Source organism: Arthrobacter sp. MDB1-55 (assembly GCF_059092925.1).
In genome coordinates, this window is sequence record NZ_JBNHID010000001.1 from 978,027 (window position 1) to 999,732 (window position 21,706).

The following is a 21,706-nucleotide window of genomic DNA, read 5'->3' on the forward strand; positions in this document are numbered from 1 at the left end:
TCGATCCCTTGCCCCGCCCAAGCCAGACCGACGATCGGACCTGCCTCAATGACCGCCCCTGCGCCTGCCACAGTTGCGACCGCGCGCACAGGGCGCCCTCAGGTCGCGATCATCCAGGGCTTCATCGGCTCCATGCTCATGCTGATCGGCTCGTTCGGCGTGGGGTGGCTCTCCTTGGCTTCTCGCGAACTCCGGCAGGTGCCGGCAATTATTTGGCTACGCTTCGAGCCCGTCGGTGCTGTGATTTCGGTCATCCTGCTCGCCATTGGTGGAATGCTTCTTGTGCGATCCTGGCTGAGACTTGGCCAGCGTATTGAGAATTGGGGGCCGGAGTCGCGGCGCACCATCCTGGCTGCGACCCTCGCATGGGGCGCACCGATGTGTTTCGCCCTCCCGCTCTTCAGCCGCGACGTTTTCGCGTACATCGCCCAGGGGCAGGTGATGGTTGCCGGTCTGAACCCGTACGAGGACGGCTACTCGCAGATCTCCAACTACCTGCAGATCGGCGCGGACGACCTCTGGGCGCAAAGTCCGACGCCGTATGGGCCGATCTTCCTGTGGCTCGAGGAAATGGTCGTCCGGTTGACCGGAGGGCAACCGGACCTGTCCATACTGCTCTTCCGCCTCATCGCCCTGGTTGGGGTGGCGCTATGCGTTTACTACGTGCCCCGCCTTGCAGAGCTGCACCACGTCAATCCGAACCGGGCGCTCTGGCTTACCGTCGCAAACCCGCTGTTCCTCACCAACTTCATTGCCAGCATCCACAACGATTCTCTGATGTTGGGCCTCGCGGTTGCAGCTCTTTATATTGCGGCCCGTGGGCGGTTCGTGCCGGCGATCCTCCTCGTGACGCTCTCAATCGGTATCAAGCCGATCACCCTGATCTTCCTTCCCTTCATTGGGCTGATGTGGGCGGGACGCGGCGCGAGTTGGTCCCGCAAGGCCATCTACTGGGCGCTGACGGCCGGTATCTCGCTCGGCATCCTATGGATCCTCGGGATGCTGAACGGCTTCGGGTTCGGCTGGGTCGGTGCTCTCAGCACACCGGGCAGCGTATGGATCTGGTACGCGCCGATCGGATTCCTGGGGATGGTCGTGGCGCTCACCGGAGATGCCCTCGGGTTCGAGGGCTGGTCCTGGGCAGAGATCGTTCACAAGGTCGGCACGCTCGCGTCACTGGTCTTCATCACCTGGTTCGTCTTCAAGGGAGAGCACGCACATCTGGTGCGCAGGCTCGCTCTCGCTCTTGCCGCCGTCGTGCTTCTGGCACCGATGATTCAGGCCTGGTACGTCGTGTGGCTGATCCCGTTGTTCGCCGTAACGGGTATCCGGGACGACTGGCAGGTCAAGATTCTTTACTTCCTGGTGTCCTTCTTCATGATCTATGCGATCTCTGATCAGCTCGACATCTTCCCCTATATCGAGCTGAGCCTGCACACCGCCAGGCAGCTCGCCGCAGTACTAGGGGTGGCGTTCGCAACCTACCTCGTGCTGCTTGACCGGAAGACCAGGACGCTCTTCCGGGGCTCGCGTTCAACTGAAAAGGCTCCGCTTACCTGACCAGCCGTTTCTGCGCGAACATGCGAAGGGCGCTCGATGCCGCAATACTGGGGGAATGAGCGAACTGCAGGAAAACGTCATACGGGCGGCCTTCGACATCTCGACGTGGGAACCTGAGTCCTACGAGGTGGACGGCGTGGACAGTGAACTGTCCCGTGTGCGCGCAACGAAGGAGTTTGCCGGCGACATCGAAGGGTCGTCTGTGGCGGAACTGCTTATGGCAGGCAATAATCGGGGAGCCGGGTACGTGGCGTCCGAGGTCTTCACTGGTAGTGTGCTTGGCCGGCGCGGAAGCATGATCGTCCAGCACTGGGGACTTGCGGATGGAACCGCGGCGGCGAGCTCCGGGCACATCATTCCGGGGTCGGGGACCGGTGAGCTCGAAGGAATCGCAGGCCGTGCCGAGTACTCGCAGGACGTTTCCGGCCAGCATTTCCTCGAACTGAGGGTGACATTCTCCGAATGATTCTGGTGCCCCCGGCGCGACTCGAACGCGCAACCTACGGATTAGAAGGCCGTTGCTCTATCCATTGAGCTACGGGGGCGGGGCGGACGGAGTGCCCACACAAGTTTAGCCGTTCCAAGTCTGCGTCATTCCCTCCACAGCTCACAAATTGCGCCGGCGTTCTCCACATACCAGCCGGCGGGCCGCACCCGCTGGCAGCCTCATCAGAGACTGAACGTACCGATGCATCGGCGTCGGTACGTTGAAACCTCTGAAGGGATGATGAATGAGCAACTATGTGACGGTCCGCGGCTTTGTCGGCACCGATGTCAAGTGCACAGTAGCGGGCAGCGGCCTGCCGATCACCAAGTTCAGGCTGGGCAGCTCCGACAGGTACTTCGACAAGAAGACCAACACTTGGGCGGACGGCGACACCAACTGGTACTCGGTCTCCATGTTCCGTCAGCTGGCAACAAACGCAGGAGTGAGTTTTCAGAAGGGCGACCGCATCATCGTGACCGGTAGGCTCCGGGTCCGGAGCTGGGTCAATGAGGAGGGGAAGAGCGGCACCACCGTCGAGATCGATGCTGATTCGGCCGGTCATGATCTGTTGTTCGGGACCGCGAGTTACCGTCGCTCAAGCGCAGATCGGATCGATCCGTCGGGGCTTCAGGCAAGCTCCGATGACGCCTTCACCGGAGTCGACTACGGAACAGGCGAAATCGCTCCAGGTTACGGTCCGCCCGGTACAGGCGCCGAGCACCCGTCAGAGCAGCCGGACCAGGATGCCGATGACGAGGCGCACGTAGAGGAGGAGCTCGCTTCTGCCCCGTTCTAGCGGAGGTCCGGGTTGTGCCGTGTCAGAATTGGGTCATGCGGGGACAGACGGCACAGCGGGACGTGGTCATCAAAGGGACGGTCTCGGCAGGGAGACTTTGCTTCGCCGCCGGCGTCATCATCCTCGGGCTGAGTGGGTGCGGTGCGGCTGCCGGAAGCCCGACTCAGGTTCTCCAGGTGGCTCCGGCAGCTCCGACAGCTCCGACAGCATCAAGCCCGGCTCCGGCAGCACAGAAGGCTCCGTCCGAGGCGCCGTCGAACGTCCTGACCGCAGTCACAGAAGCATTGAACTCAGCGGCGGCTCAGACGCCCAAACCCAATGCTGACGCGCTGCGGGCGGCGTTCGGCACGGCGGGAGTCGACCCCGCCGCGGTCGAGGTTTCGATCGACACCACTCCCACTGGTCTGGAAGTTGATGCGATGACCGCAGCCGCCCCCGTCGGAGACTCCTGCATCTTCGGACACGTGCGTGACGGAGTCGCGACCGTGACGCAACTTCCGGTTCTGGCAGACGGGCGATGCTTCATCGGAGACCAGCGCTAGCGGTCCTGCCGGTGAGCGCAGACCCGAGAATATGTTCTGGGGGTCACCACGCACTAGCCTTGGACTATGGCGGAATTTATCTACACGATGACCAAGGCCCGTAAGGCTGTTGGCGACAAAGTAATTCTCGACGACGTAAGCATGTCCTTCTTCCCGGGCGCCAAGATCGGTGTGGTGGGGCCCAACGGTGCGGGTAAATCCACCATCCTCAAGATCATGGCGGGGCTGGACACTCCATCCAACGGTGAGGCCCGGCTCAGCCCCGGCTACACCGTGGGCATCCTCCTGCAGGAGCCGCCCCTGAACGAGGAAAAAACCGTTCTCGGCAACGTTCAGGAGGGCGTCGGCGAGATTTACGGCAAGATCCAGCGCTTCAATGAGATCTCCGAAGAGATGGCTAATCCTGACGCAGACTATGACAGGCTGCTCGACGAGATGGGCAAGCTGCAGGAGGCCATCGACGCCGCTGATGCCTGGGACATCGACTCCCAGCTGGAACAGGCGATGGACGCCCTGCGTTGCCCGCCGCCGGAGGCCGACGTGACGGTGCTTTCCGGTGGAGAACGGCGTCGGGTCGCTCTGTGCAAGCTGCTGCTCCAGAAGCCTGACCTGCTGCTCCTCGACGAGCCCACCAACCACCTCGACGCCGAAAGCGTGCTCTGGCTGGAACAGCACCTCTCCGCCTACCCCGGTGCAGTGCTGGCAGTAACCCACGATCGCTACTTCCTCGATCACGTCGCCGAGTGGATCGCCGAAGTGGACCGCGGACACCTCTACCCGTACGAGGGCAACTACTCGACGTACCTCGAGAAGAAGCGCGCGCGCCTCGAGATCCAGGGCAAGAAGGACCAGAAGCTATCCAAGAGGCTCTCCGAAGAGCTCGAATGGGTACGCTCAAATGCAAAGGGCCGCCAGACCAAGTCGAAGGCGCGACTCGCACGGTACGAGGAGATGGCATCCGAAGCCGAGCGCACCAGGAAGCTCGACTTCGAAGAGATCCAGATCCCGCCGGGCCCCCGCCTGGGCAGCCAGGTGATCGAGGCTCACGACCTGCGCAAGGGCTACGACGACCGCATTCTCATCGACGGGTTGTCCTTCTCGCTTCCCCGCAACGGCATCGTCGGCGTCATCGGTCCGAACGGCGTCGGAAAGACCACGCTCTTCAAGACGATCGTCGGCATGGAGCCGTTGGATGACGGCGAGCTGAGGATCGGCGAATCGGTCAAGATCTCCTACGTCGACCAGTCCCGAGGTGGCATCGATCCCAACAAGTCGCTCTGGGAAGTGGTTTCGGACGGTCTCGATTACATCCAGGTCGGCCAGGTTGAGATGCCGTCGCGCGCGTACGTCTCCGCCTTCGGCTTCAAGGGCCCGGACCAGCAGAAGAAGGCTGGAGTGCTCTCGGGCGGTGAACGGAACCGCCTGAACCTGGCACTGACGCTCAAGCAGGGCGGCAACCTTCTGCTGCTCGATGAGCCCACCAACGACCTCGACGTTGAAACCCTGTCCAGCCTCGAGAACGCGCTGCTTGAGTTCCCCGGCTGCGCTGTCGTGGTCTCGCACGATCGCTGGTTCCTCGACCGGGTGGCCACCCACATCCTCTCCTACGAAGGCACGGAGGAGGACCCAGCCAACTGGTACTGGTTCGAGGGCAACTTCGAAGCCTACGAGGAGAACAAGGTTGAACGGCTCGGCCCCGAAGCTGCGAAGCCTCACCGCGTGACCCACCGCCGCCTGACCCGCGACTAGTCCGGGCGGCAGCTGTAGGCACCGACCAACAGGTAACAGAAGGAGGGAGCGTGCATCGAGCACGCTCCCTCCTTCATTTGCGGAAGCGGATCTCAGGCCTTCCAGCGACGCATCTTCTGGTCCATGAGCTTCTTCTGCACAGCACCTTTCAGGCGGCTGCCGGCGTCGTCGGGCACCCGGACCATCCCCTCCTGCGCGACGGTAGCCACCAGTTCACCTGCCCTGTTATAGATCTTCCCCAGCGCCAATCCGCGCGCCCCCGACGCACTGGGTGAAGCCTGGACGTAGAGCAGCCACTCATCAACCTGTACGGGGCGGTGCCACCACATGGCGTGGTCAAGGCTGGCCACGCTCATCCCCGGATGGATCCAGGTGAGTCCGTGCGGGCGCAGGATCGACTCGAGCAGCGTGTAGTCGCTGGCATAGGCGAGGGCCGCCTGATGTAGCGCCGGGTCTGCTGGCATCGAGCCGAAGGTCTTCATCCAGACGGCGTTCACCGGCTCTTTGGACCCCGTGTTCTCCACGTAGAGAGGTGAGTCGATGTGTCGGATGTCGAACGGGCGGTCGTAGGCCCACGCTTTCGCCACCGGGTGGTCGAAACGGCCGAGGAGGTCTGCGGTGGAAGGCAAGGACTCGGGCTCGGGAAGGTCCACCGGCATCGGCTCCTGGTGTGTGATCCCGTCGTCCGGTTGCTGGTAAGAGGCGATCATGGACAGGATCGGTACGCCGTTCTGGTAGGCGTGGACGCGTCGGGCGGAGAATGAGCGCCCGTCCCGCAGTCGCTGCACCCCGAAAGTGATGGGGAGTTCGGCGTCGCCTGCGCGGAGGAAGTACCCGTGCATCGAATGGACGTACCGCTCGGACTCAACGGTCCGGATGGCGGCGACCAGAGCCTGCGCCAGGACCTGTCCTCCGAAGACCCGCTTGCCCGGCTGCTTCACGGGCGTCGCTACATAGATCTCCTCGTCCGTTTGTGCCCCAGCCGCGCTGTCCAGGTCAAGCAGTCGGACGAGGGCAGCGGTGGGATCCTGCACGGGTTCGGCGGACATGGTGATGTGGAGCTCCTTGATGCGCGGACGGGCCTGTTCAGCTCCCGTGCGGCGCGTAACCAGGGGAACCATCACCGACATTAGACTGCGCGGCGAGCCGCCTCAACTGGCTGGGAGCCATCAGGAGCACGCGCTCGCCGGTAGGGGCCCGCCGGAAAGTCACGGGAATGGAAGCCGCCGACGTGCAGGTGAGAGGATTGCACCATGTCCCACCCCTCCACGATGTCCCGTGAACTGACACTGGCCGAACCACAGATAGTGCACGATCTGCGCACGTTCGTAGGACGTGCGCGTGCAGCCCAGGACGGGGCAGTGCGGCTTCAGGCCGTGGGCGGGGTGCTGGCAGCATATGTCTGCATCCTCGGTCCACGCATCCTCGGAGAGAACCTGCCGACTGTGCTCGGCCTGCGTACCATGCCTCTTCGGGAACCCGCCCAGCTGGACACCACCGTGGCGTTGGCATCGGTCTCCGACCGGCTTGCGCGCATGGGGGATGACGACGTCGTCCTACCGGTGCCGCCGGTGACCGTCACCGAGATCTGGGCAGGAATTCTGCCTCCGCGGGCTGGCTGGGAGCAGCAGGGAACCGTTTCGTCCGACGCATTACTCACCGCGGCTTCGGACGGCATCCGCGAGATCGCGGAGGCGGTACCGCAATCGCCCGGAGCGATCGTTGTCAACAACGCCCGGGGGGTCGTGTGGGCCCGACCGATCGAGCAGGCGCCCGCGGAGCTGCCCGCAGGCGCTGCTTTCGGAGCTTTCGCGCTGGGATTCCTGATTCCCGGAAAGCAGGCCGCCGTATTCACGAATGGCCGCTGGACCCGGCTCACCACGGACACCGGTCACGTCCTTGTCCGGCGGGCTGCGGTTCTCTAACCCTAAACCGCACCAGCCTGGTGAGGCGGACCGCTGAGGGCGTCAGGCGGAGTTCACCATGGAGTGTGCGGCGCGTTCCAAATAGTCCCACAACGTCGCCTCGTGCAGGGGCGAGAGTTCCAGGGAGTCCACGGCGTCGCGCATGTGCTTCAGCCAGCGGTCGCGGGCTGCTGGAGTGACCTGGAACGGCTGGTGACGCATACGCAAGCGGGGGTGTCCGCGGGTCTCGCCGTACGTTTTGGGTCCACCCCAGTACTGTTCCAGGAAAAGCAGCAGGCGCTCCTTGGCGGGGCCAAGATCCTCTTCCGGGTACATGGGGCGGAGGAGCACATCTGTTGCCACACCGTCGTAGAACACGTCGACCAGGCGAACGAACGTGCCGTGCCCACCTACGGCTTCATAGAAATTGTCAGTGTAGGAAGGCTGATCGAATCGCGGGCCAACAGGAGTTAGACGCGCGATAGGCTCGCCGAAGCGCGACGGGATGGGGATAGGCCCGGGTGTTTCACTGCTCATTGGCTTTTTCCGCCTTTTCGTCGTCGGTGGCAGGAGGGACGTAGTTTCCCTGCGATCGATTGCCTACCTTCATGATGTCACCGTTGCGGATGTACCAGATTGCGCCGTTCTCATCCACCATGCGGGTGATCCGGAGGCCCACGGACTGCACTACACCCACTGTGTCGCCGACTTCAATGACGTCACCGATGCCGTACTGGTCCTCGATCGTGATGAAGAACCCGAGAAACGCGTCCCGAATCACTTCCCGGGCACCGAAACCGATCGCAATACCGACAATCCCGACACTCGCAAGGATGGGGCCGATGTTGACTCCGAGCTGTTCGATAGCGGTCATGATCGCGATGATGGCGATGGTGACGGCCGTCGTACTTCGCAGCAACGCCCCGATTGTCTCAGCGCGCTGCATTCGGCGCTTGTGATCAAGCGTGCGGAGAACCGGCTGTGCCCACCGGAAGTGCGGCTTCTTGAACATCTCGTACCCGTTTTGAACGCGGCGTACCATGCGGTTGATCAGCATTCGCAGGAACAACCACAGGATGAGGGCGGCCAGCAGTATCAGTGCGGCGGCGATGATGTTACCGCCGTAACCGAGCTGGTCAAGGAACTGCATGCGAAAACCTTTCTTAGGGGGCACTCGCGGTCCGGGAAGTTCACGGCACAGGCGGCCACGGCACAGGGAGCAGGTCAAGATTACCGTCGTAGGCTGGGCGCAATCGCATTCTGGTGCTCGGCGGCACCGTTTCCCCTCCCGCGCTGTCGCCCGCCCCGCTCGTGCATGCGTACGACGGCGCTGGACCCGCGCCGCTGGAACAGTACCGGCAGGCGAAGGTCGCTGGGGGCTGGTGCTGTGTGCGCTGTGGAGGAGACCATTCGCGGGATGCTGGAGGACGACCTCGTAGGCGGAGTGCAGCGTCAGCGGCGCTCCGGGCTGTGAGCGACCACCGGGCTGAATTTGCTCAGGCTGTGGTTTTCTCGCGGGACGGCTGGCTGAGCGGTCCCGCGGTACCCCCTACCATCACCACCGGCTCATGCTGGACGGGGAAGTTGACCGATCTGCCGATGAAGCAGGCCCTAGCGGCGTCGGCATGAATGGACTGGGCCGTATGCTTCGCCGCGCTATCAGTGATAGTTACCCGCGGCTTCAGCGTCACCCTCGTGAATTCGCCGCTGCCATCCGGGTTGAGGCGCATGGTCCCCTCGGCGGCGTCTTCGTAGGCAGTGACAACGACGCCGTTCTTCACCGCCATGTGAAGGTAGGAAAGCATATGGCACTGCGAGAGCGCTGCCAGCAGAAGCTGCTCCGGATTCCAGTGGTCCGGGGAGCCATGGAAAGTCGGGTCGGCTGATCCAAGGATGACCGGCACACCGTCGGAGGACACCTCGTGGTCACGGGAGTAGGACCGGTATGCCGAGGTGCCTTCTCCACGGTTGCCGGTCCACACCACACGTACAAGATAGTGATGCTCGGAAAGATTCATAGGCACAAAGTACACCCGATGGCCCGGAACCGCAGAAGGGCGGCTGCTTGCCATCGGGTGCACGGAAAACGCTACTTGTCAGCTGCCTGGGCCCTCAATGCGCGTGCAACCCCGTCGCGATTCTCCAGCGTGAGACGACGAAGGGAGGCAAGATCCGAATCGAGCGTGCCAAGGAATTCATCGGTCGCATCGAGCGTCGCTTGTGTCGTCAGGCGTGAGGGGTAGAGGCCCACGATGATCTGCTGGGCGATTTCGTGGGTCCGGCTCGCCCAGACATCCTTCGCTGCAGCAAAGTATTCGGCGGCGAACGGCTCGAGCAGGGCGGTGTCGTGCACACGGGTGAACCCTGCAATCGCTGAACGCTGCGCCGCATTCGGCATGTCCGAGCGCTCAACGATTGCGGCCCACGCCTGCTGCTTCGCCTCGGGCGTTGGAATGGCCGCCTTTGCCTGGGCGGCCGCAAGCGCGCCCGTGGCGGTGGCGTCCCGCTCGAGTTCAGCATCGATGTCCGGCTGAGCCTTGCGTCCGCCTACGACGAGACTGGTCAACAGCTCCCAACGCAGGTCCGCGTCGACGGTCAGCCCTGCAGGCGCCCCCGACTCATCGAGGATTCCTTCAACGATGTCGAGCTGGGGATCGGTCTGCGCGTGTACGGCGAACGCCTTCACAAACTGCAGCTGGGAGTCTGAACCGGCCTCCGCACCCTGCGCCAACTCCCACAGGCTGTCCGCGGCTGCGATTTCCATTGCCTGCCGGTCGTCGGGATTCACATAGAAGAACAACGTGGTAGCCAGCTGCCGGAGAAGTACAAGAACGACGGACGAATCCGATTCCGAAGCGATGTTCTGAAGGATCAGCTCAACATAGTTGCGCGCAGGAGTTTCACCGTCGCGTGCGGCATCCCACGCGGAAGCCCACACAAGCGTCCGGGGCAAAGATTCGCGGAAATCCCTGAGCGATCGGGTCGCGGTCCGCAGCGACTGGTCGTCCAGTCGGATTTTGGCGTAGGCCAGGTCATCGTCATTGAGCAGCACCAGGTCCGGCCGCTCCAGACCGACGAGCTCTCCAACCTCGGTGCGCTCTCCGGCAATATCAAGCTCCACCCGGTGCGACCGCTCGAGCTGGCCGGTCTCTGACCGGTTGTAGAAACCAATCGCGAGGCGGTGGGAACGGATCGTGGGGTAGTCCTCGACCGCCGTCTGCTGGACAACGAACGAGGTAATGACGCCGTCGTCGTCGGAACTGATCTCTGGACGGAGGGTGTTCACACCGGCAGTCTCCAGCCACTGGGCGGACCATTCGCCAAGGTCGCGGCCACTTGCCCTCTCCAACTCAACCAGCAGGTCGGAGAGCTCGGTGTTGGACCAGGCGTGCTTGCCGAAGTACTCCCGCACACCCTGCATGAACTTGTCCTGGCCCACCCAAGCCACCAGTTGCTTGAGGACTGATGCGCCCTTGGCGTACGTGATCCCGTCGAAGTTGACCTGCACGTCCTCCAGGTCATTGATGGGAGCAACGATGGGGTGGGTTGAGGGCAGCTGGTCCTGACGGTAGGCCCACGCCTTCTCAAGCGAGGCGAAAGTAGTCCACGACTGCGTGAACTTCGTTGCCTCCGCCGATGCGAGGGTGGACATGAACTCGGCGAAGGACTCGTTCAGCCAGAGATCGTTCCACCAGCGCATGGTCACAAGGTCGCCGAACCACATGTGCGCCAGCTCGTGCAGGATGGTGATCGCCCGGCGCTCGATGGTGGCTTCGGTGACCCGGGATCGGAAGACGTAGCTTTCGAGGAAGGTTACTGCGCCGGCATTCTCCATCGCTCCGGCGTTGAACTCGGGCACGAAGAGCTGGTCATACTTCTCAAAGGGGTACGGGGTGCCGAACTGTGCCTCAAAGAACTCGAATCCCTGGCGGGTCAGTTCGAACACATTCTCGGCGTCCAGATGCTGCATCAGTGACTTCCGGGCGAAAACGCCCAGCGGAATGGTGCGGCCATCGGAGCTCGTCAGTTCGCTGCGCACGGACTGGTACGGCCCGGCAATCAGCGCGGTGACGTACGAGGACAGCACGGGTGTCGGTTCGAATGCCCACGTGGAGCGAGCTCCGCCGTCGTCCGCTGAACCGGCCTGCACGGGCTCAGGGGTCGGCGCATTGGAGATGACATCCCAGTGGGACGGCGCTGTCACGGTGAAGCGGAACGTGGCCTTCAGGTCCGGCTGTTCGAAGACAGCGAAAACGCGTCGGGAATCGGGAACCTCGAACTGCGTATAGAGATAGACCTCGTTGTCCACGGGATCAACGAACCGGTGGAGGCCCTCGCCGGTGTTCATGTACAGCATGTCGGCATCCACAACCAGCTCGTTGGAGGTGGCGAGGTTGTCCAGGCGGATACGCACACCGTCGGCCACATCTGTGACGTCAAGGTCCACACCGTTAAGCGTCACCCGGTGCACGGCAGAGGTAACAGCGTCAATGAAGGTGGACGCACCCTGCTCGGCGTCGAAGGAGACCACGGTGGTCGATCGGAAAACCGAGCCCCCGCGGGTCAGGTCGAGATTGATGACGTAGCTGTGGACGCTGACTGTGGCCGCCCGCTGGCGTGCTTCGTCCCGCGTCAGGTTCATACCTGGCAAGGTGATGCCTCCGAGAGTAAGGAGTGGACTGACCGCGCTGTAACACGGTGTGATCCACCTTACGCAGAACTTAGATCCTTCACCATTTCGCCTTTTCCGCGCCAATTCCTCAGGGGCATTCGCCTGAACGCCGAGCTCAACCTGTTCACAAGGTCGTCTCCTTACCGTTGCACCAGCACGACAGTCGTGCGACGCCTCGCCACCAGTGGCGATTCGGTTGATGCGGCTGTCCGGACTGCATAGGAGTGTGAACATGTCCGCGAGATGGAGCACTACAAGGGCCACCGCTATCGCGTCAGCGCTCGCGATCGGCGGGAGCGCGATGGTTGCTATGCCCGCGATCGCCGCGCCAGGTGAGGCGAATGCGTCGGCTGTGAAGATGCAACTCTCCCTGGAACTCGGTGGTACAGCCGTGCTGGAGGTCGATGCAGCCGCAGCAACGAAAGGACCACCCGAGGGGGAGCTGTTGATCCCCGACCTTTCAGCTCACTTCGGCACGCTCAAGGGCGCCGCTGCAGCTGGCGTCGCAACGCTCGACACGGTGTCAGGCGAGGGTGGTAGCAGCAGTTCCGCGCTTGTCGAGGACCTTTCCGTATCTGTTCTCGGCGTGAGCGCCGTGTCGGCACAACAGGTGTCTTCGTCCGCCGATTGCATTTCCGGCGCGCTTCCGGAGGCCGAGACTGACGCGCAGGGCGTGACAGTGCTGGGCACCGAAGTCGATCCGACAGGCATCCCTGCTGAAGGCCTTGAAGTAAAGGCCTCGGCAACTGTCCCCGGGATGACCCGCGCAGACGTGATCGCGAAGGTCCGCCCTGGTAGCACAAGCTCCAACGCGTCATCAGCGAAGGTGAACGGTCTCTCCGTCAATCTCCTGCTCAAGGGCAAAGTGACGGAGGTAGGCGAAATTGCCTCCATCTGGCTGGGCAGGATCTCGATCGGTGACGTCAGCTGCGAGCGCGTGGACCGGCCCGCTGCCCCGTCGGCCGAGGAGCTGACGCCGACTGACGGCGTGACAACGGGCGGCGACACTGTGACGATGCATGGGTCCGGCTTCACGGCGGATACAACGGTGAGCGTCGGAGGAAAGGCAGCGGGCGACGTCGTCGTTCTGTCGGATACGGAACTGAGCTTCGAGACGCCGGCCAACGTCGCCGGCCCTGCGGCTGTGACAGCGACAACTCCCTCGGGCACGACCAACGCACTTGAGTTCATCTATAACGAACCTGCCCCGGAGGCGCCGGAGGTCGACGAACTCGACCCGGATGAAGTTGCAGCTACGGGAGGTAAAGAGGTCTGGGTCTTTGGCTCCGGCTTCATCAGCGGCCGCACCAGCGTCACGATCGGCGACAAGGTCATTTCACCCTCCGACGTTGAAGTGATGAACACCGGCACCCTCATCATCAAGGCTCCGGCGCATCCCGCCGGCACCGTCCCGGTGAGCGTCACCACGCCGGTCGGCACCAGCGGCTCCATGGAACTCACGTACCTGGCGGTCACCGTGCCACCGACCATCACATCTGTTTCCCCGAACTCCGGCCCGCTGGAGGGCAACAACGTCGTGACGCTAAGGGGCACCGGCTTTGTTCCGGGGGCCACTTCAGTGACTATGGATACCGCCTCATTCCTGGACGATGACGTCACTGTTATCTCCGACACCGAACTCTCCTTCCTGGCTCCCGCCGGGACGGAAGGCCCGGTCACAATTTTCATTACGACGGCGGCAGGTCCCTCCAACGAGGTCACATACACGTACAGCGCGACCGCCGTCCCGACGGCGCCGATCGCCGTGTCGCTGACGCCCAGCTCCGGTCCGGCGGCAGGCGGGACACCAGTCACGGTTGTGGGAGATGGTTTCCTGCCCGGGGAGACCTCCGTGACGATCGGCGGAGTGAACATTCCGGTAGAGAGCGTCACCGCAACGTCGGCGACCGAACTCTCCTTCATTGCTCCAGAGCATGCTTCCGGAAACGCGGACGTGGCGATCACGACACCGCATGGCACCTCCAACGCGCTGAGTTACTCCTACGAACCTGCGCCGCAGCCCTCTGCTGCCATCCAGGGACATGACTTCTCCGGTGACGGGAACCCAGATGTTCTGGCGCGGGATAGCAAAGGCAACCTGTGGCTGTACTCGGGTAACGGTACCGGTGGGTGGCTGAAGAAGACTGCGGCCGGCACGGGCTGGAACTCGATGACCAGCATCGTCGCTCCCGGTGACTTCGACGGCGACAAGAAGGTTGACCTGCTGGCGCGGGATAGCAAAGGCAACCTGTGGCTGTACTCGGGCAACGGCACCGGTGGGTGGCTGAAGAAGACTGCGGCCGGCACGGGCTGGAACTCGATGACCAGCATCGTCGCTCCCGGTGACTTCGACGGCGACAAGAAGGTTGACCTGCTGGCGCGGGATAGCAAAGGCAACCTGTGGCTGTACTCGGGCAATGGCACCGGTGGGTGGCTGAAGAGGACTGCGGCCGGCACGGGCTGGAACTCGATGACCAGCATCGTCGCTCCCGGTGACTTCGACGGCGACGAGAAGACCGACCTGCTGGCGCGGGATAGCCGGGGCAACCTGTGGCTGTACTCGGGCAATGGCACCGGTGGGTGGCTGAAGAGGACTGCGGCCGGCACGGGCTGGAACACGATGAACAGCATCGTTGGTCCGGGTGATTTCAGCGGTGACGGCAACGTGGACGTCCTGGCCCGGGACTCGTCGGGCAGGCTGTGGCTATACCCCGGCAACGGCTCCGGCGGATGGCTGAAGAAGGTTCAGGTCGGCTCCGGTTGGCAGGGAATGACCAGCATCATCTAGCCGCGCTTGCAGGACAAGGCCCCCCATGCCCCCGGCATGGGGGGCCTTGTCCTATTTCCGGTAACAGCAGCAGACGAGCGGGGCCAGGTAACCACAAAGCTCAAGGTATTTGTAGCGTCCGCTCGGCACTGTTGACCTTGGGCAACGTTTCTACTGCCCGATCTGGCAGCAGTCTTGTCTGCCGGAGGACTCGTACACCATCAGGGAGACGATGATGCATTCGAACGGTACGCACAACGCAGCGGGGGCCAACCCGCGTGCGAGCAGGAAATGGAGAGGGACCGGTATCGCTGCTTCAGCGGTTGTACTCCTGTCCACTCTCGGTCCACCACCCGCCGGGGCTGCCATCCAGCCGGCGGCAATACTTCCGGCAGCTGTTGCCACTGGCCCGCAGGGAAGCGTGGGGCCGGTCAACCCGGAGACCGGCTACCCATACTGGTATGGCGACAACAACGGTCTGAAACTAGAGCTGTGCCTCGACGAGGCGACGGTTTGCCCGGTCGTCGGAGAGGCCTATGACCCCTCCCTCCCACCTTCGATCCCCGGCAACTTTCCGGAGGAGTCATTCTGGTGGTCGGCTGAAGCCGCACTGGCGCTGCCCGGCGGGGAAGAGGCCCGCCTCATCATGGCCACGGAAGCTGCATTCGGCGGTGCCGGCGACGTTGCTCAGGGCCAGCAGAACGCGTTCGCCCGTATGCGCATCCGTTTCGATGGAGCGCAAGCGAACGCCACCTACACGGCAACCACGCCGTATGGTGTCTTCGAGGTCACGGCAGATGATCGTGGGCGGGTTCGCTTCACGGAGGACCTGGGCTGCCTACAGCAGCCCTGCGACTGGACTGAGCCGCTCGACGGAAAGATCGGCCCGTTCCTCACCTGGGACAACACCTTGCCCGCAGCCCCCGCCGGATCCATCGGCGACCCGAACGTCGAGCACACCGTAACCGGTAGCCCCTTCAACACTAACTATTTCAGCCTCCAAGGGCCTGGCCTCGCACGGGTCCAGACGGACCTCTTCGCAGTGCAGGGCAAGATCGCTACAGTACGGGCGAACGTAGACAAGCCCGGTGGCACCTACAAGGAAGCCACGACCGTAAACATCCAGGCCTCCTTCCCGGATGAAGCAAAGATTGTCTACACGACTGACGGCTCTGTGCCGGCGGTAGCCGAGGACGGTTCGGTCAGCAACGGGGTACTTTGGGAGCCAACAGTTGGCGACGCCGACGTCGCACCGGTAAGGCTCGCTACACCGGGAACTACCGTTCTGAACTACATGGCGGTCAGCATGGCGGATCCGGCACAGCGCACTGCCGTCCAGAGCGAAACCTACAACCTGGATGCCACCAGCCCGTGGATCGATGCTTCTCCGGACGCCGCGCTCCCATCCCACGCCGGGCCTCAGCAGGTCACGCTGACGGGAACGGCTGCGACCGGAACGGCAAGGGTCTACTACACTCTCGACGGTTCTGATCCGACATTCACATCAGGCGGCGCAACGGGCACCACAAGCGAGTACACAGGTACACCGATCCCAGTGGGGCATACGACAACGATTCGGGCCGTCGCCGTCGATATCACCGGCAGGGCGGGCGAGATCCGGGACTTCCGCTACGTCATTCATAACCTGAAGGCACTCGGCCCTGTTTCTACGGCTCCTGACAGCCACGGTTATCCCGCCTGGATCGAGGACAACGACGGCGTCCAGCTGGACCTGTGCCTGAACGACCCGCTGTGCCCCATCATCGAGGAGCTTCCGTTCCCCCTGGATCCGATGGAGTTCCCACGGAACTTCCCTGGTGAGTCTTTCTGGTGGGCCGCTGAAGCGTTCCTCCCGGTCGATGGCGAAGAAGTCCGCCTGACGCTCGCGCTCGAAGCTGCGTTCACGGGCGAGGGAGCTGCTGCCGGAGACGAAGTAGCTTTCGGTCGCATTCGGGTCCGCGGCGACGAGGTCTTCGAGATCGGTTCCACCTACGAGGTCACCCATCCCTACGGATCGTTCCAGGTTGTCGCCGATGATACGGGCAGCCTCCGCTACACGGAGGACCTTGGCAGCATGAACGGTGATGGTGTCTTCGAACCGTTGCTCGAATCGAAGATCGGCCCGTTCCTGCAGTGGACTGAGGGTGCTCCTGCCGGCTACCTCGGTGATGGGTCAACCCCGCATGCGGTTACGGGTAGCCCCTACAACACCAACTACTTCGAGATCCGCCAGGTCCTGAACAGCCTGGGCGAACCGGTCAACAGAAGCCTGGGATCAACGAGTGACTTCGTTGTCCAGGGCCGCACAGTCGGCGCAACGCCTCCGGAAGCCCCGACGGCTGCTGCAAGCATCCAGGGCGGCACCTTCAATGCACCGCAAACGGTGGCATTGACGTCCAGTCCGGCGGGCCTGCCGATCTTCTTCACCACGGACGGCACGGACCCCGAGCCCGACGGCGTTCAGTACACCGAACCCATCGCCATCACGGCGGACACGGTCCTGAAGTTCATGGCAGTGAACCAGGGTGTACCATCACCGATCGTCACGGAAACGTACACCATCGACACCGTGGCGCCGGAGCTGACCACCACCACCCCGGGTGGCACCTTCACTGCAGCCACGACGGCGACGCTTGCCGCCACCGAGGGTGCGGCCATCCGCTTCACCACTGACGGTTCCCAACCCACCCTGACCAGTACCCTCTACACCGGGCCCATCACCATCGCTCAAACGACGACGCTTCGGGCGATCGCAGTGGACGCCGCGGGCAATGTGAGCCAGCTCGGAGAATGGGTGTTCACAGTCAATATCCCCGCCGGCATCCAGGGCCACGACTTCTCCGGTGACGGAAAGGCGGATGTGCTGGCCAGGAGTACGGACGGCAAGCTATGGCTGTACCCGGGCAATGGCTCCGCAGGTGGCTGGCAACCTCGCGTGGAGGTTGGGACCGGCTGGAACTCCATGACAGCGATCCTCGCGCCTGGAGACTTCAACGGCGACAAGAAGGCTGATGTCCTGGCTCGTGACACGAACGGGAACCTGTGGTTGTACCCGGGGAACGGCGCCGGTAAGTGGTTGCCGCGAGTTGCGGTTGGTTCGGGCTGGAACTCGATGACCAGCATTGTGGGTCCGGGGGACTTCAACGGTGATCAGAAGGTGGATGTCCTGGCTCGTGACAGGAACGGGAATCTGTGGTTGTACCCGGGGAACGGCGCCGGTAAGTGGTTGCCGCGAGTTGCGGTTGGTTCGGGCTGGAACTCGATGACCAGCATTGTGGGTCCGGGCGACTTCAACGGTGATCAGAAGGTGGATGTCCTGGCTCGTGACACGAACGGGAACCTGTGGCTGTACCCGGGGAACGGCGCCGGTAAGTGGTTGCCGCGAGTTGCGGTTGGTACCGGTTGGAACTCGATGACCAGCATCGTCGGTCCGGGTGACTTCAACGGTGACGGCAACGTCGATGTCCTGGCCCGAGACGGCAGGGGCGGCCTGTGGCTCTACCCCGGAAACGGTAAGGGCGGCTGGCTGACGAGGAGTCAGATCGGCTCAGGTTGGGGTGGCATGACCAGCATCTTCTAACCAAGGCGGGCATCCCCTGCCCGCTGGAGATCACTGGAGAGGCCTCCCGTGCACACCGGCACGGGAGGCCTCTCCGCGTGTCAGCGGCCAGGTGTTCGCCATGGGCGTCTACAGGACAACCGCCCACCGACCGGTTCTGCTGGGTGTCGGACGTTTCCGCCAATGCGTCGCCAGGGCGGCACTGCGCGCCTGGAACCGCGCGGCACCATTCGGGGCACCGCTGTCGCTCCCGCAGAGCCGTCGCTCACGCAGAGCCGTCGCTCACGCAGAGTTGTCGCTCCCGCAGGGGCGCGACCGTCACTGATGTTTCTTGCACCGGCAGGCACCAAATGGGCAGGCTCCTCAAGCGCATCTGAGAAGGAGCGAACCTGTTAGTGGGAGGTACCTTCCCCTGCCGGCGCTGCAGCACCCCGTCTAAAGACCTCAGGCGGCCTTCCCCCTGTCGGGAAAGGCCGCCTGCAAGGCTGGCTGGTGAAAGGTTGTGGCCTATTCACCGTCCCAGAAAGCCGGAGCGGCCTTCATGGGGTCATTGAGGTCAACGTCGCCGGGCTTCAAGCCGACGCTGAACTGGGTCATCATGTCGTGATCCTCATGAGGCAGGTTGTGGCAGTGAATCATGTACTTGCCCCGATGCGGACCGAACTTCATGAGCAGGCGGACCGTTTCTCCCTCGCCGACGTAGACCACATCCTTTGGTCCCATTTCGTAGGAGAACGGAGCCCGGCCGTTGCGGCTCAGGATCTGGAAGTCGACCAGGTGGATGTGGATAGGGTGGAACCAGCCGCCGGAGCTGTTTTCAAACTCCCAGATCTCCTGTGCACCGAGGTCTGGATCTGCGCACACGCGGCGGTACCCGCTGGCGATGATGTCGGCCCAGGAGTCCTCACCGATGACCCAGACACTATCGTTGCGCTTCACCTCGAACTTCCGGACGCGGGTGTCACGGGTCGGACGGAGATCCATCACCTCGTGGTTGGCCAGCGTCTGCGGGATCGTATTCCAGGTGTGATCCGTAGTGTCCACGGGTTGGTCGGTCACATCGAAAGCCATGATCCGGTCGGTAAAGTCGTAGTCCACGTTGTTCTTGTTCGAGAGATTGCGCAGTTCCACCCGCTGACCAGGCTGATATGCGGAGAAGTCGACGAGTATCTCGTAGCGCTCTGCGCCGGCATGACGCCAGGACTCAACCGACTGGGTCTTGGGCATGAGGCCCCCGTCGGTCGCCACGATATGAACGGGCTCGCCGGTGCTCAGAGTCGGGCGGAATGAACGGGAGATCGACGCATTGAGGATACGGAAGCGGTATACGCGGCGTTGCACCTTCATCACCGGCCACGGCTTGCCGTTGACGAGGATCACGTCGCCCCACAACCCGGAGTGCGAGTTGTCGTCGTAGGCGAGGCTTCCATCGGCAGCGAACATCGCGTCAGAGAACGTCAGTGGGACGTCGAACTCGTTCTGCGGCAGCAGCTCCCGCTCAGCAGGGTCATGCATGCAGAACTGCGCTGAGAGTCCCGAGTAGGCGTTTTCCGCGGTGTGGTGCACGTTGTGGTCGTGGTACCAAAGCGTTCGGGCGGACTGGAAGTTGGGGTACTCGTAATTCTTCGCGAACCCCGGGGGAGTGACGTCGCTGGCATAGCCGTCGAATTGGGGGAGCGAGGCCGAACCATGCAGGTGTGTCGAGGTGGAAAGCGTGTGACCGTGCAGCGGGTGCGTCTGGGGCAACTGGTTCCGGATCTTGAGCACGGCCCGCGTCCCCTGAAGGAGGTCGATCGTGGGGCCGGGGAAGATTCCGTTGTAGCCAAGAATCGGCGTCGTCAGGCGCGGCAGGATTTTTGCGGTGCCTGCCTTCTGCGTGACGCTGTAGTAATGGACCTTGGCGCCGTCCGGTGCGCGCCCAACCGCGTACGGCTCCAGGATAGGCGGGACCGTAAGAGGTGTCCTGTACGGCAGCGGCATATCGACGTCGGCGAGCTTGCTGGCCGACTTGGCGCTGATGGAACTGAAGGGGACAGCAAGCGCCCCTGCGCCAATTACCCCAAGTCCCCCCATGGTGAGGACCTGTCGCCGAGATACAGACATCGGTCTTCCTTTCTTAGGATGTATCGAAAGGATGTACTTCGGTGCTTGGAGAAAACTAGGGCTGCACCCTGCCACACGGCGCACAGCCACGGGGGGTGCGGGCCAACCAGGCACTAATCTTGGATCAGACCCCACCCAGAACTTCGGAACGGACCTTACATGCGCGTTCATATCGCAACCGACCATGCCGGCATGGAACTCAGTGCACATCTCGTTGAGCACCTGAGCGCCAGGGGATTCGAGATGGTCGACCATGGCCCGTCTGTGTACGACGCCGAGGACGACTACCCCTCGTTCTGCATCAACGCCGCGGTGGCAGTAGTTGACGACCAGCTTTCCGGCGTCGAAGCCCTCGGGATAGTGCTGGGCGGTTCCGGGAACGGCGAACAGATCGCGGCAAACAAGGTCCGTGGCGTGCGCGCAGCGCTGGCCTGGAATCTGGACACCGCACGGCTTGCGCGGCAGCACAACGACGCGAACATCGTGGCGCTCGGCGGTCGGCAGCACTCGTTGGAGGAAGCCACCTCCATTGTTGAAGCGTTCCTTGCAGAGCCGTTCAGTGGTGCCGAACGCCACGTGCGCCGAATCAGCAAGATCGCCGTGTACGAGACCACCGGGGAGATACTGCCGTAGTGCCCGAAGGTCACTCAATACATCGGCTTGCGCGGCAGTTCACGTCCGTGTTCACCGGTGAGCGGCTGCAGGTGAGCAGCCCGCAGGGTCGGTTCTCCGCCGGAGCGGAGCGCCTGAACGGAGCTGTCCTGACCGGCGCCCGGGCGCACGGCAAACAGTTGTTTCTCGAGTTCGACAACGACCTGGTGCTGCGCGTCCACCTGGGGTTGTACGGAGCGTGGAGCTTCGGTGGAGACAGCGAGTTTCGAGGGGCCTCCAGCATCGGCGCCCCACGCCGGGTGGGAGAGCGGGAGACCGCCGACGACGACGGCGCAGCCTCCTACGCCGGCCCGCCGCCCCCGGTGGGAGCTGTACGGGTTCGCCTGGTGTCCGAACATGGCTGGGCGGACCTGCGCGGTCCCACTGCGTGCGAGCTGATCACCGGCGCCGAACGCGACGCCCTCATTGGGAAGCTCGGACCTGATCCGCTTGATCCGGATTCCGATCCTGCCGAGTTCGTCGAGCGGGTGCGGCGTACCCGGACGGCGGTGGGTCTCTCACTCATGAATCAGAGCGTCATCGCGGGTGTCGGCAATGTCTACCGCGCTGAGGTGCTGTTCCGGCACCGGTTGCATCCCTGGCTGCAAGGTGTTGCGTTAGCCGAAGGCGACGTGCTGGCGCTGTGGGACGACCTCGTCCATCTTATGAACGACGGAGTCCGTGCGGGTCGGATTATTACGACGAAGCCGGAACACCGGTCAGTCGAACATTTGGAGGCCTCGGAGGTTCGGACGGAGGACGCACACTACGTCTATAAGCGAACGGGCCTGGAATGCCGGATCTGTGCTACGCAGGTGGCGATGGCCGAGATGGGAGCGCGGAAGCTCTACTGGTGCCCACAGTGCCAGGCACGCTGAATCCGCTGCCGTTGCTTGAAAACTAGAATGGACCAGGC

General features: G+C 63.2%; 16 protein-coding genes and 1 tRNA gene. 10 read left to right on the forward strand and 7 right to left on the reverse strand.

The window, feature by feature from the left end:
* The first annotated feature begins 48 nt into the window (after positions 1 to 48).
* Positions 49 to 1,560: a polyprenol phosphomannose-dependent alpha 1,6 mannosyltransferase MptB gene (mptB, locus tag AC5RU3_RS04715; protein ID WP_309070820.1), complete on the forward strand. Its 1,512-nt coding sequence runs from the start codon at positions 49 to 51 to the stop codon at positions 1,558 to 1,560.
* 55 nt (positions 1,561 to 1,615) lie between these two features.
* Positions 1,616 to 2,026 carry a DUF3224 domain-containing protein gene (locus tag AC5RU3_RS04720; RefSeq protein ID WP_309070819.1) on the forward strand — a complete coding sequence of 137 codons (411 nt, stop codon included), beginning with the start codon at positions 1,616 to 1,618 and terminating at the stop codon, positions 2,024 to 2,026.
* A 3-nt stretch (positions 2,027 to 2,029) separates the two neighbouring features.
* Here AC5RU3_RS04720 and AC5RU3_RS04725 read toward each other — a convergent pair.
* Positions 2,030 to 2,105 (reverse strand) — tRNA-Arg (locus AC5RU3_RS04725).
* Between the two features lie 186 nt (positions 2,106 to 2,291).
* Here AC5RU3_RS04725 and AC5RU3_RS04730 point away from each other — a divergent pair.
* The 3 genes from AC5RU3_RS04730 to ettA all read left to right on the forward strand — a co-directional run bounded on the left by AC5RU3_RS04730 (position 2,292) and on the right by ettA (position 5,134).
* Positions 2,292 to 2,843, forward strand: a complete 552-nt coding sequence (locus tag AC5RU3_RS04730) for a single-stranded DNA-binding protein (RefSeq protein WP_309070818.1) — start codon at positions 2,292 to 2,294, stop codon at positions 2,841 to 2,843.
* Between the two features lie 35 nt (positions 2,844 to 2,878).
* Entirely contained in the window at positions 2,879 to 3,385 is a 507-nt protein-coding gene (locus AC5RU3_RS04735; RefSeq protein WP_493964960.1) for a DUF6993 domain-containing protein, read from the forward strand.
* Between the two features lie 66 nt (positions 3,386 to 3,451).
* On the forward strand, positions 3,452 to 5,134 hold the full coding sequence (gene ettA / locus AC5RU3_RS04740; protein WP_309070816.1) for an energy-dependent translational throttle protein EttA: 1,683 nt from the start codon (positions 3,452 to 3,454) through the stop codon (positions 5,132 to 5,134).
* Between the two features lie 92 nt (positions 5,135 to 5,226).
* Here ettA and AC5RU3_RS04745 read toward each other — a convergent pair whose 3' ends face one another.
* Complete coding sequence (locus AC5RU3_RS04745) at positions 5,227 to 6,183, reverse strand: acyl-CoA thioesterase (protein ID WP_493965144.1); 957 nt, start codon at positions 6,181 to 6,183, stop codon at positions 5,227 to 5,229.
* A 204-nt stretch (positions 6,184 to 6,387) separates the two neighbouring features.
* On the opposite strand from AC5RU3_RS04745, the gene AC5RU3_RS04750 reads away from it, so the two are divergent.
* On the forward strand, positions 6,388 to 7,059 hold the full coding sequence (locus tag AC5RU3_RS04750; RefSeq protein ID WP_493964961.1) for a DUF8185 domain-containing protein: 672 nt from the start codon (positions 6,388 to 6,390) through the stop codon (positions 7,057 to 7,059).
* A 42-nt stretch (positions 7,060 to 7,101) separates the two neighbouring features.
* Here AC5RU3_RS04750 and AC5RU3_RS04755 read toward each other — a convergent pair whose 3' ends face one another.
* From AC5RU3_RS04755 to pepN, 4 genes are all read right to left on the reverse strand, one after another.
* Positions 7,102 to 7,575 carry a globin gene (locus AC5RU3_RS04755; protein WP_309070813.1) on the reverse strand — a complete coding sequence of 158 codons (474 nt, stop codon included), beginning with the start codon at positions 7,573 to 7,575 and terminating at the stop codon, positions 7,102 to 7,104.
* A complete protein-coding gene (locus tag AC5RU3_RS04760; protein WP_309070812.1) occupies positions 7,565 to 8,188 on the reverse strand; it encodes a mechanosensitive ion channel family protein in 624 nt (207 codons plus the stop codon). The genes AC5RU3_RS04755 and AC5RU3_RS04760 overlap by 11 nt, the downstream gene beginning before the upstream one ends.
* Positions 8,189 to 8,534: 346 nt before the next feature.
* A complete protein-coding gene (locus tag AC5RU3_RS04765; protein ID WP_309070810.1) occupies positions 8,535 to 9,056 on the reverse strand; it encodes an OsmC family protein in 522 nt (173 codons plus the stop codon).
* Positions 9,057 to 9,127: 71 nt separating this feature from the next.
* Positions 9,128 to 11,680: an aminopeptidase N gene (gene pepN, locus AC5RU3_RS04770; RefSeq protein ID WP_493964962.1), complete on the reverse strand. Its 2,553-nt coding sequence runs from the start codon at positions 11,678 to 11,680 to the stop codon at positions 9,128 to 9,130.
* A 262-nt stretch (positions 11,681 to 11,942) separates the two neighbouring features.
* Between pepN and AC5RU3_RS04775 the strand changes: the two genes are divergently transcribed.
* A complete protein-coding gene (locus tag AC5RU3_RS04775) occupies positions 11,943 to 14,498 on the forward strand; it encodes an IPT/TIG domain-containing protein (protein WP_493964963.1) in 2,556 nt (851 codons plus the stop codon).
* A 211-nt stretch (positions 14,499 to 14,709) separates the two neighbouring features.
* Complete coding sequence (locus AC5RU3_RS04780; protein WP_493964964.1) at positions 14,710 to 18,057, forward strand: chitobiase/beta-hexosaminidase C-terminal domain-containing protein; 3,348 nt, start codon at positions 14,710 to 14,712, stop codon at positions 18,055 to 18,057.
* A gap of 486 nt (positions 18,058 to 18,543) precedes the next feature.
* On the opposite strand, the gene AC5RU3_RS04785 is transcribed toward AC5RU3_RS04780, so the two are convergent.
* Entirely contained in the window at positions 18,544 to 20,139 is a 1,596-nt protein-coding gene (locus AC5RU3_RS04785) for a multicopper oxidase family protein (RefSeq protein WP_309072364.1), read from the reverse strand.
* A gap of 159 nt (positions 20,140 to 20,298) precedes the next feature.
* Between AC5RU3_RS04785 and AC5RU3_RS04790 the strand changes: the two genes are divergently transcribed.
* Both AC5RU3_RS04790 and AC5RU3_RS04795 read left to right on the forward strand, forming a co-directional pair.
* Positions 20,299 to 20,772: a ribose-5-phosphate isomerase gene (locus AC5RU3_RS04790; protein ID WP_309072363.1), complete on the forward strand. Its 474-nt coding sequence runs from the start codon at positions 20,299 to 20,301 to the stop codon at positions 20,770 to 20,772.
* Positions 20,772 to 21,668: an Fpg/Nei family DNA glycosylase gene (locus AC5RU3_RS04795; protein ID WP_493964965.1), complete on the forward strand. Its 897-nt coding sequence runs from the start codon at positions 20,772 to 20,774 to the stop codon at positions 21,666 to 21,668. Before AC5RU3_RS04790 ends, AC5RU3_RS04795 begins: the two co-directional genes overlap by 1 nt.
* The last annotated feature ends 38 nt before the right edge of the window (positions 21,669 to 21,706 follow it).

Excerpts from the sequence above, each read along its gene's own strand:
- mptB (WP_309070820.1), top strand. The coding sequence starts at position 49 with ATGACCGCCCCTGCGCCTGCCACAGTTGCGACCGCGCGCACAGGGCGC.
- AC5RU3_RS04720 (WP_309070819.1), top strand. The coding sequence starts at position 1,616 with ATGAGCGAACTGCAGGAAAACGTCATACGGGCGGCCTTCGACATCTCG.
- AC5RU3_RS04730 (WP_309070818.1), top strand. The coding sequence starts at position 2,292 with ATGAGCAACTATGTGACGGTCCGCGGCTTTGTCGGCACCGATGTCAAG.
- AC5RU3_RS04735 (WP_493964960.1), top strand. The coding sequence starts at position 2,879 with ATGCGGGGACAGACGGCACAGCGGGACGTGGTCATCAAAGGGACGGTC.
- ettA (WP_309070816.1), top strand. The coding sequence starts at position 3,452 with ATGGCGGAATTTATCTACACGATGACCAAGGCCCGTAAGGCTGTTGGC.
- AC5RU3_RS04745 (WP_493965144.1), bottom strand. The coding sequence starts at position 6,183 with ATGTCCGCCGAACCCGTGCAGGATCCCACCGCTGCCCTCGTCCGACTG.
- AC5RU3_RS04750 (WP_493964961.1), top strand. The coding sequence starts at position 6,388 with ATGTCCCACCCCTCCACGATGTCCCGTGAACTGACACTGGCCGAACCA.
- AC5RU3_RS04755 (WP_309070813.1), bottom strand. The coding sequence starts at position 7,575 with ATGAGCAGTGAAACACCCGGGCCTATCCCCATCCCGTCGCGCTTCGGC.
- AC5RU3_RS04760 (WP_309070812.1), bottom strand. The coding sequence starts at position 8,188 with ATGCAGTTCCTTGACCAGCTCGGTTACGGCGGTAACATCATCGCCGCC.
- AC5RU3_RS04765 (WP_309070810.1), bottom strand. The coding sequence starts at position 9,056 with ATGAATCTTTCCGAGCATCACTATCTTGTACGTGTGGTGTGGACCGGC.
- pepN (WP_493964962.1), bottom strand. The coding sequence starts at position 11,680 with ATGAACCTGACGCGGGACGAAGCACGCCAGCGGGCGGCCACAGTCAGC.
- AC5RU3_RS04775 (WP_493964963.1), top strand. The coding sequence starts at position 11,943 with ATGTCCGCGAGATGGAGCACTACAAGGGCCACCGCTATCGCGTCAGCG.
- AC5RU3_RS04780 (WP_493964964.1), top strand. The coding sequence starts at position 14,710 with ATGATGCATTCGAACGGTACGCACAACGCAGCGGGGGCCAACCCGCGT.
- AC5RU3_RS04785 (WP_309072364.1), bottom strand. The coding sequence starts at position 20,139 with ATGTCTGTATCTCGGCGACAGGTCCTCACCATGGGGGGACTTGGGGTA.
- AC5RU3_RS04790 (WP_309072363.1), top strand. The coding sequence starts at position 20,299 with ATGCGCGTTCATATCGCAACCGACCATGCCGGCATGGAACTCAGTGCA.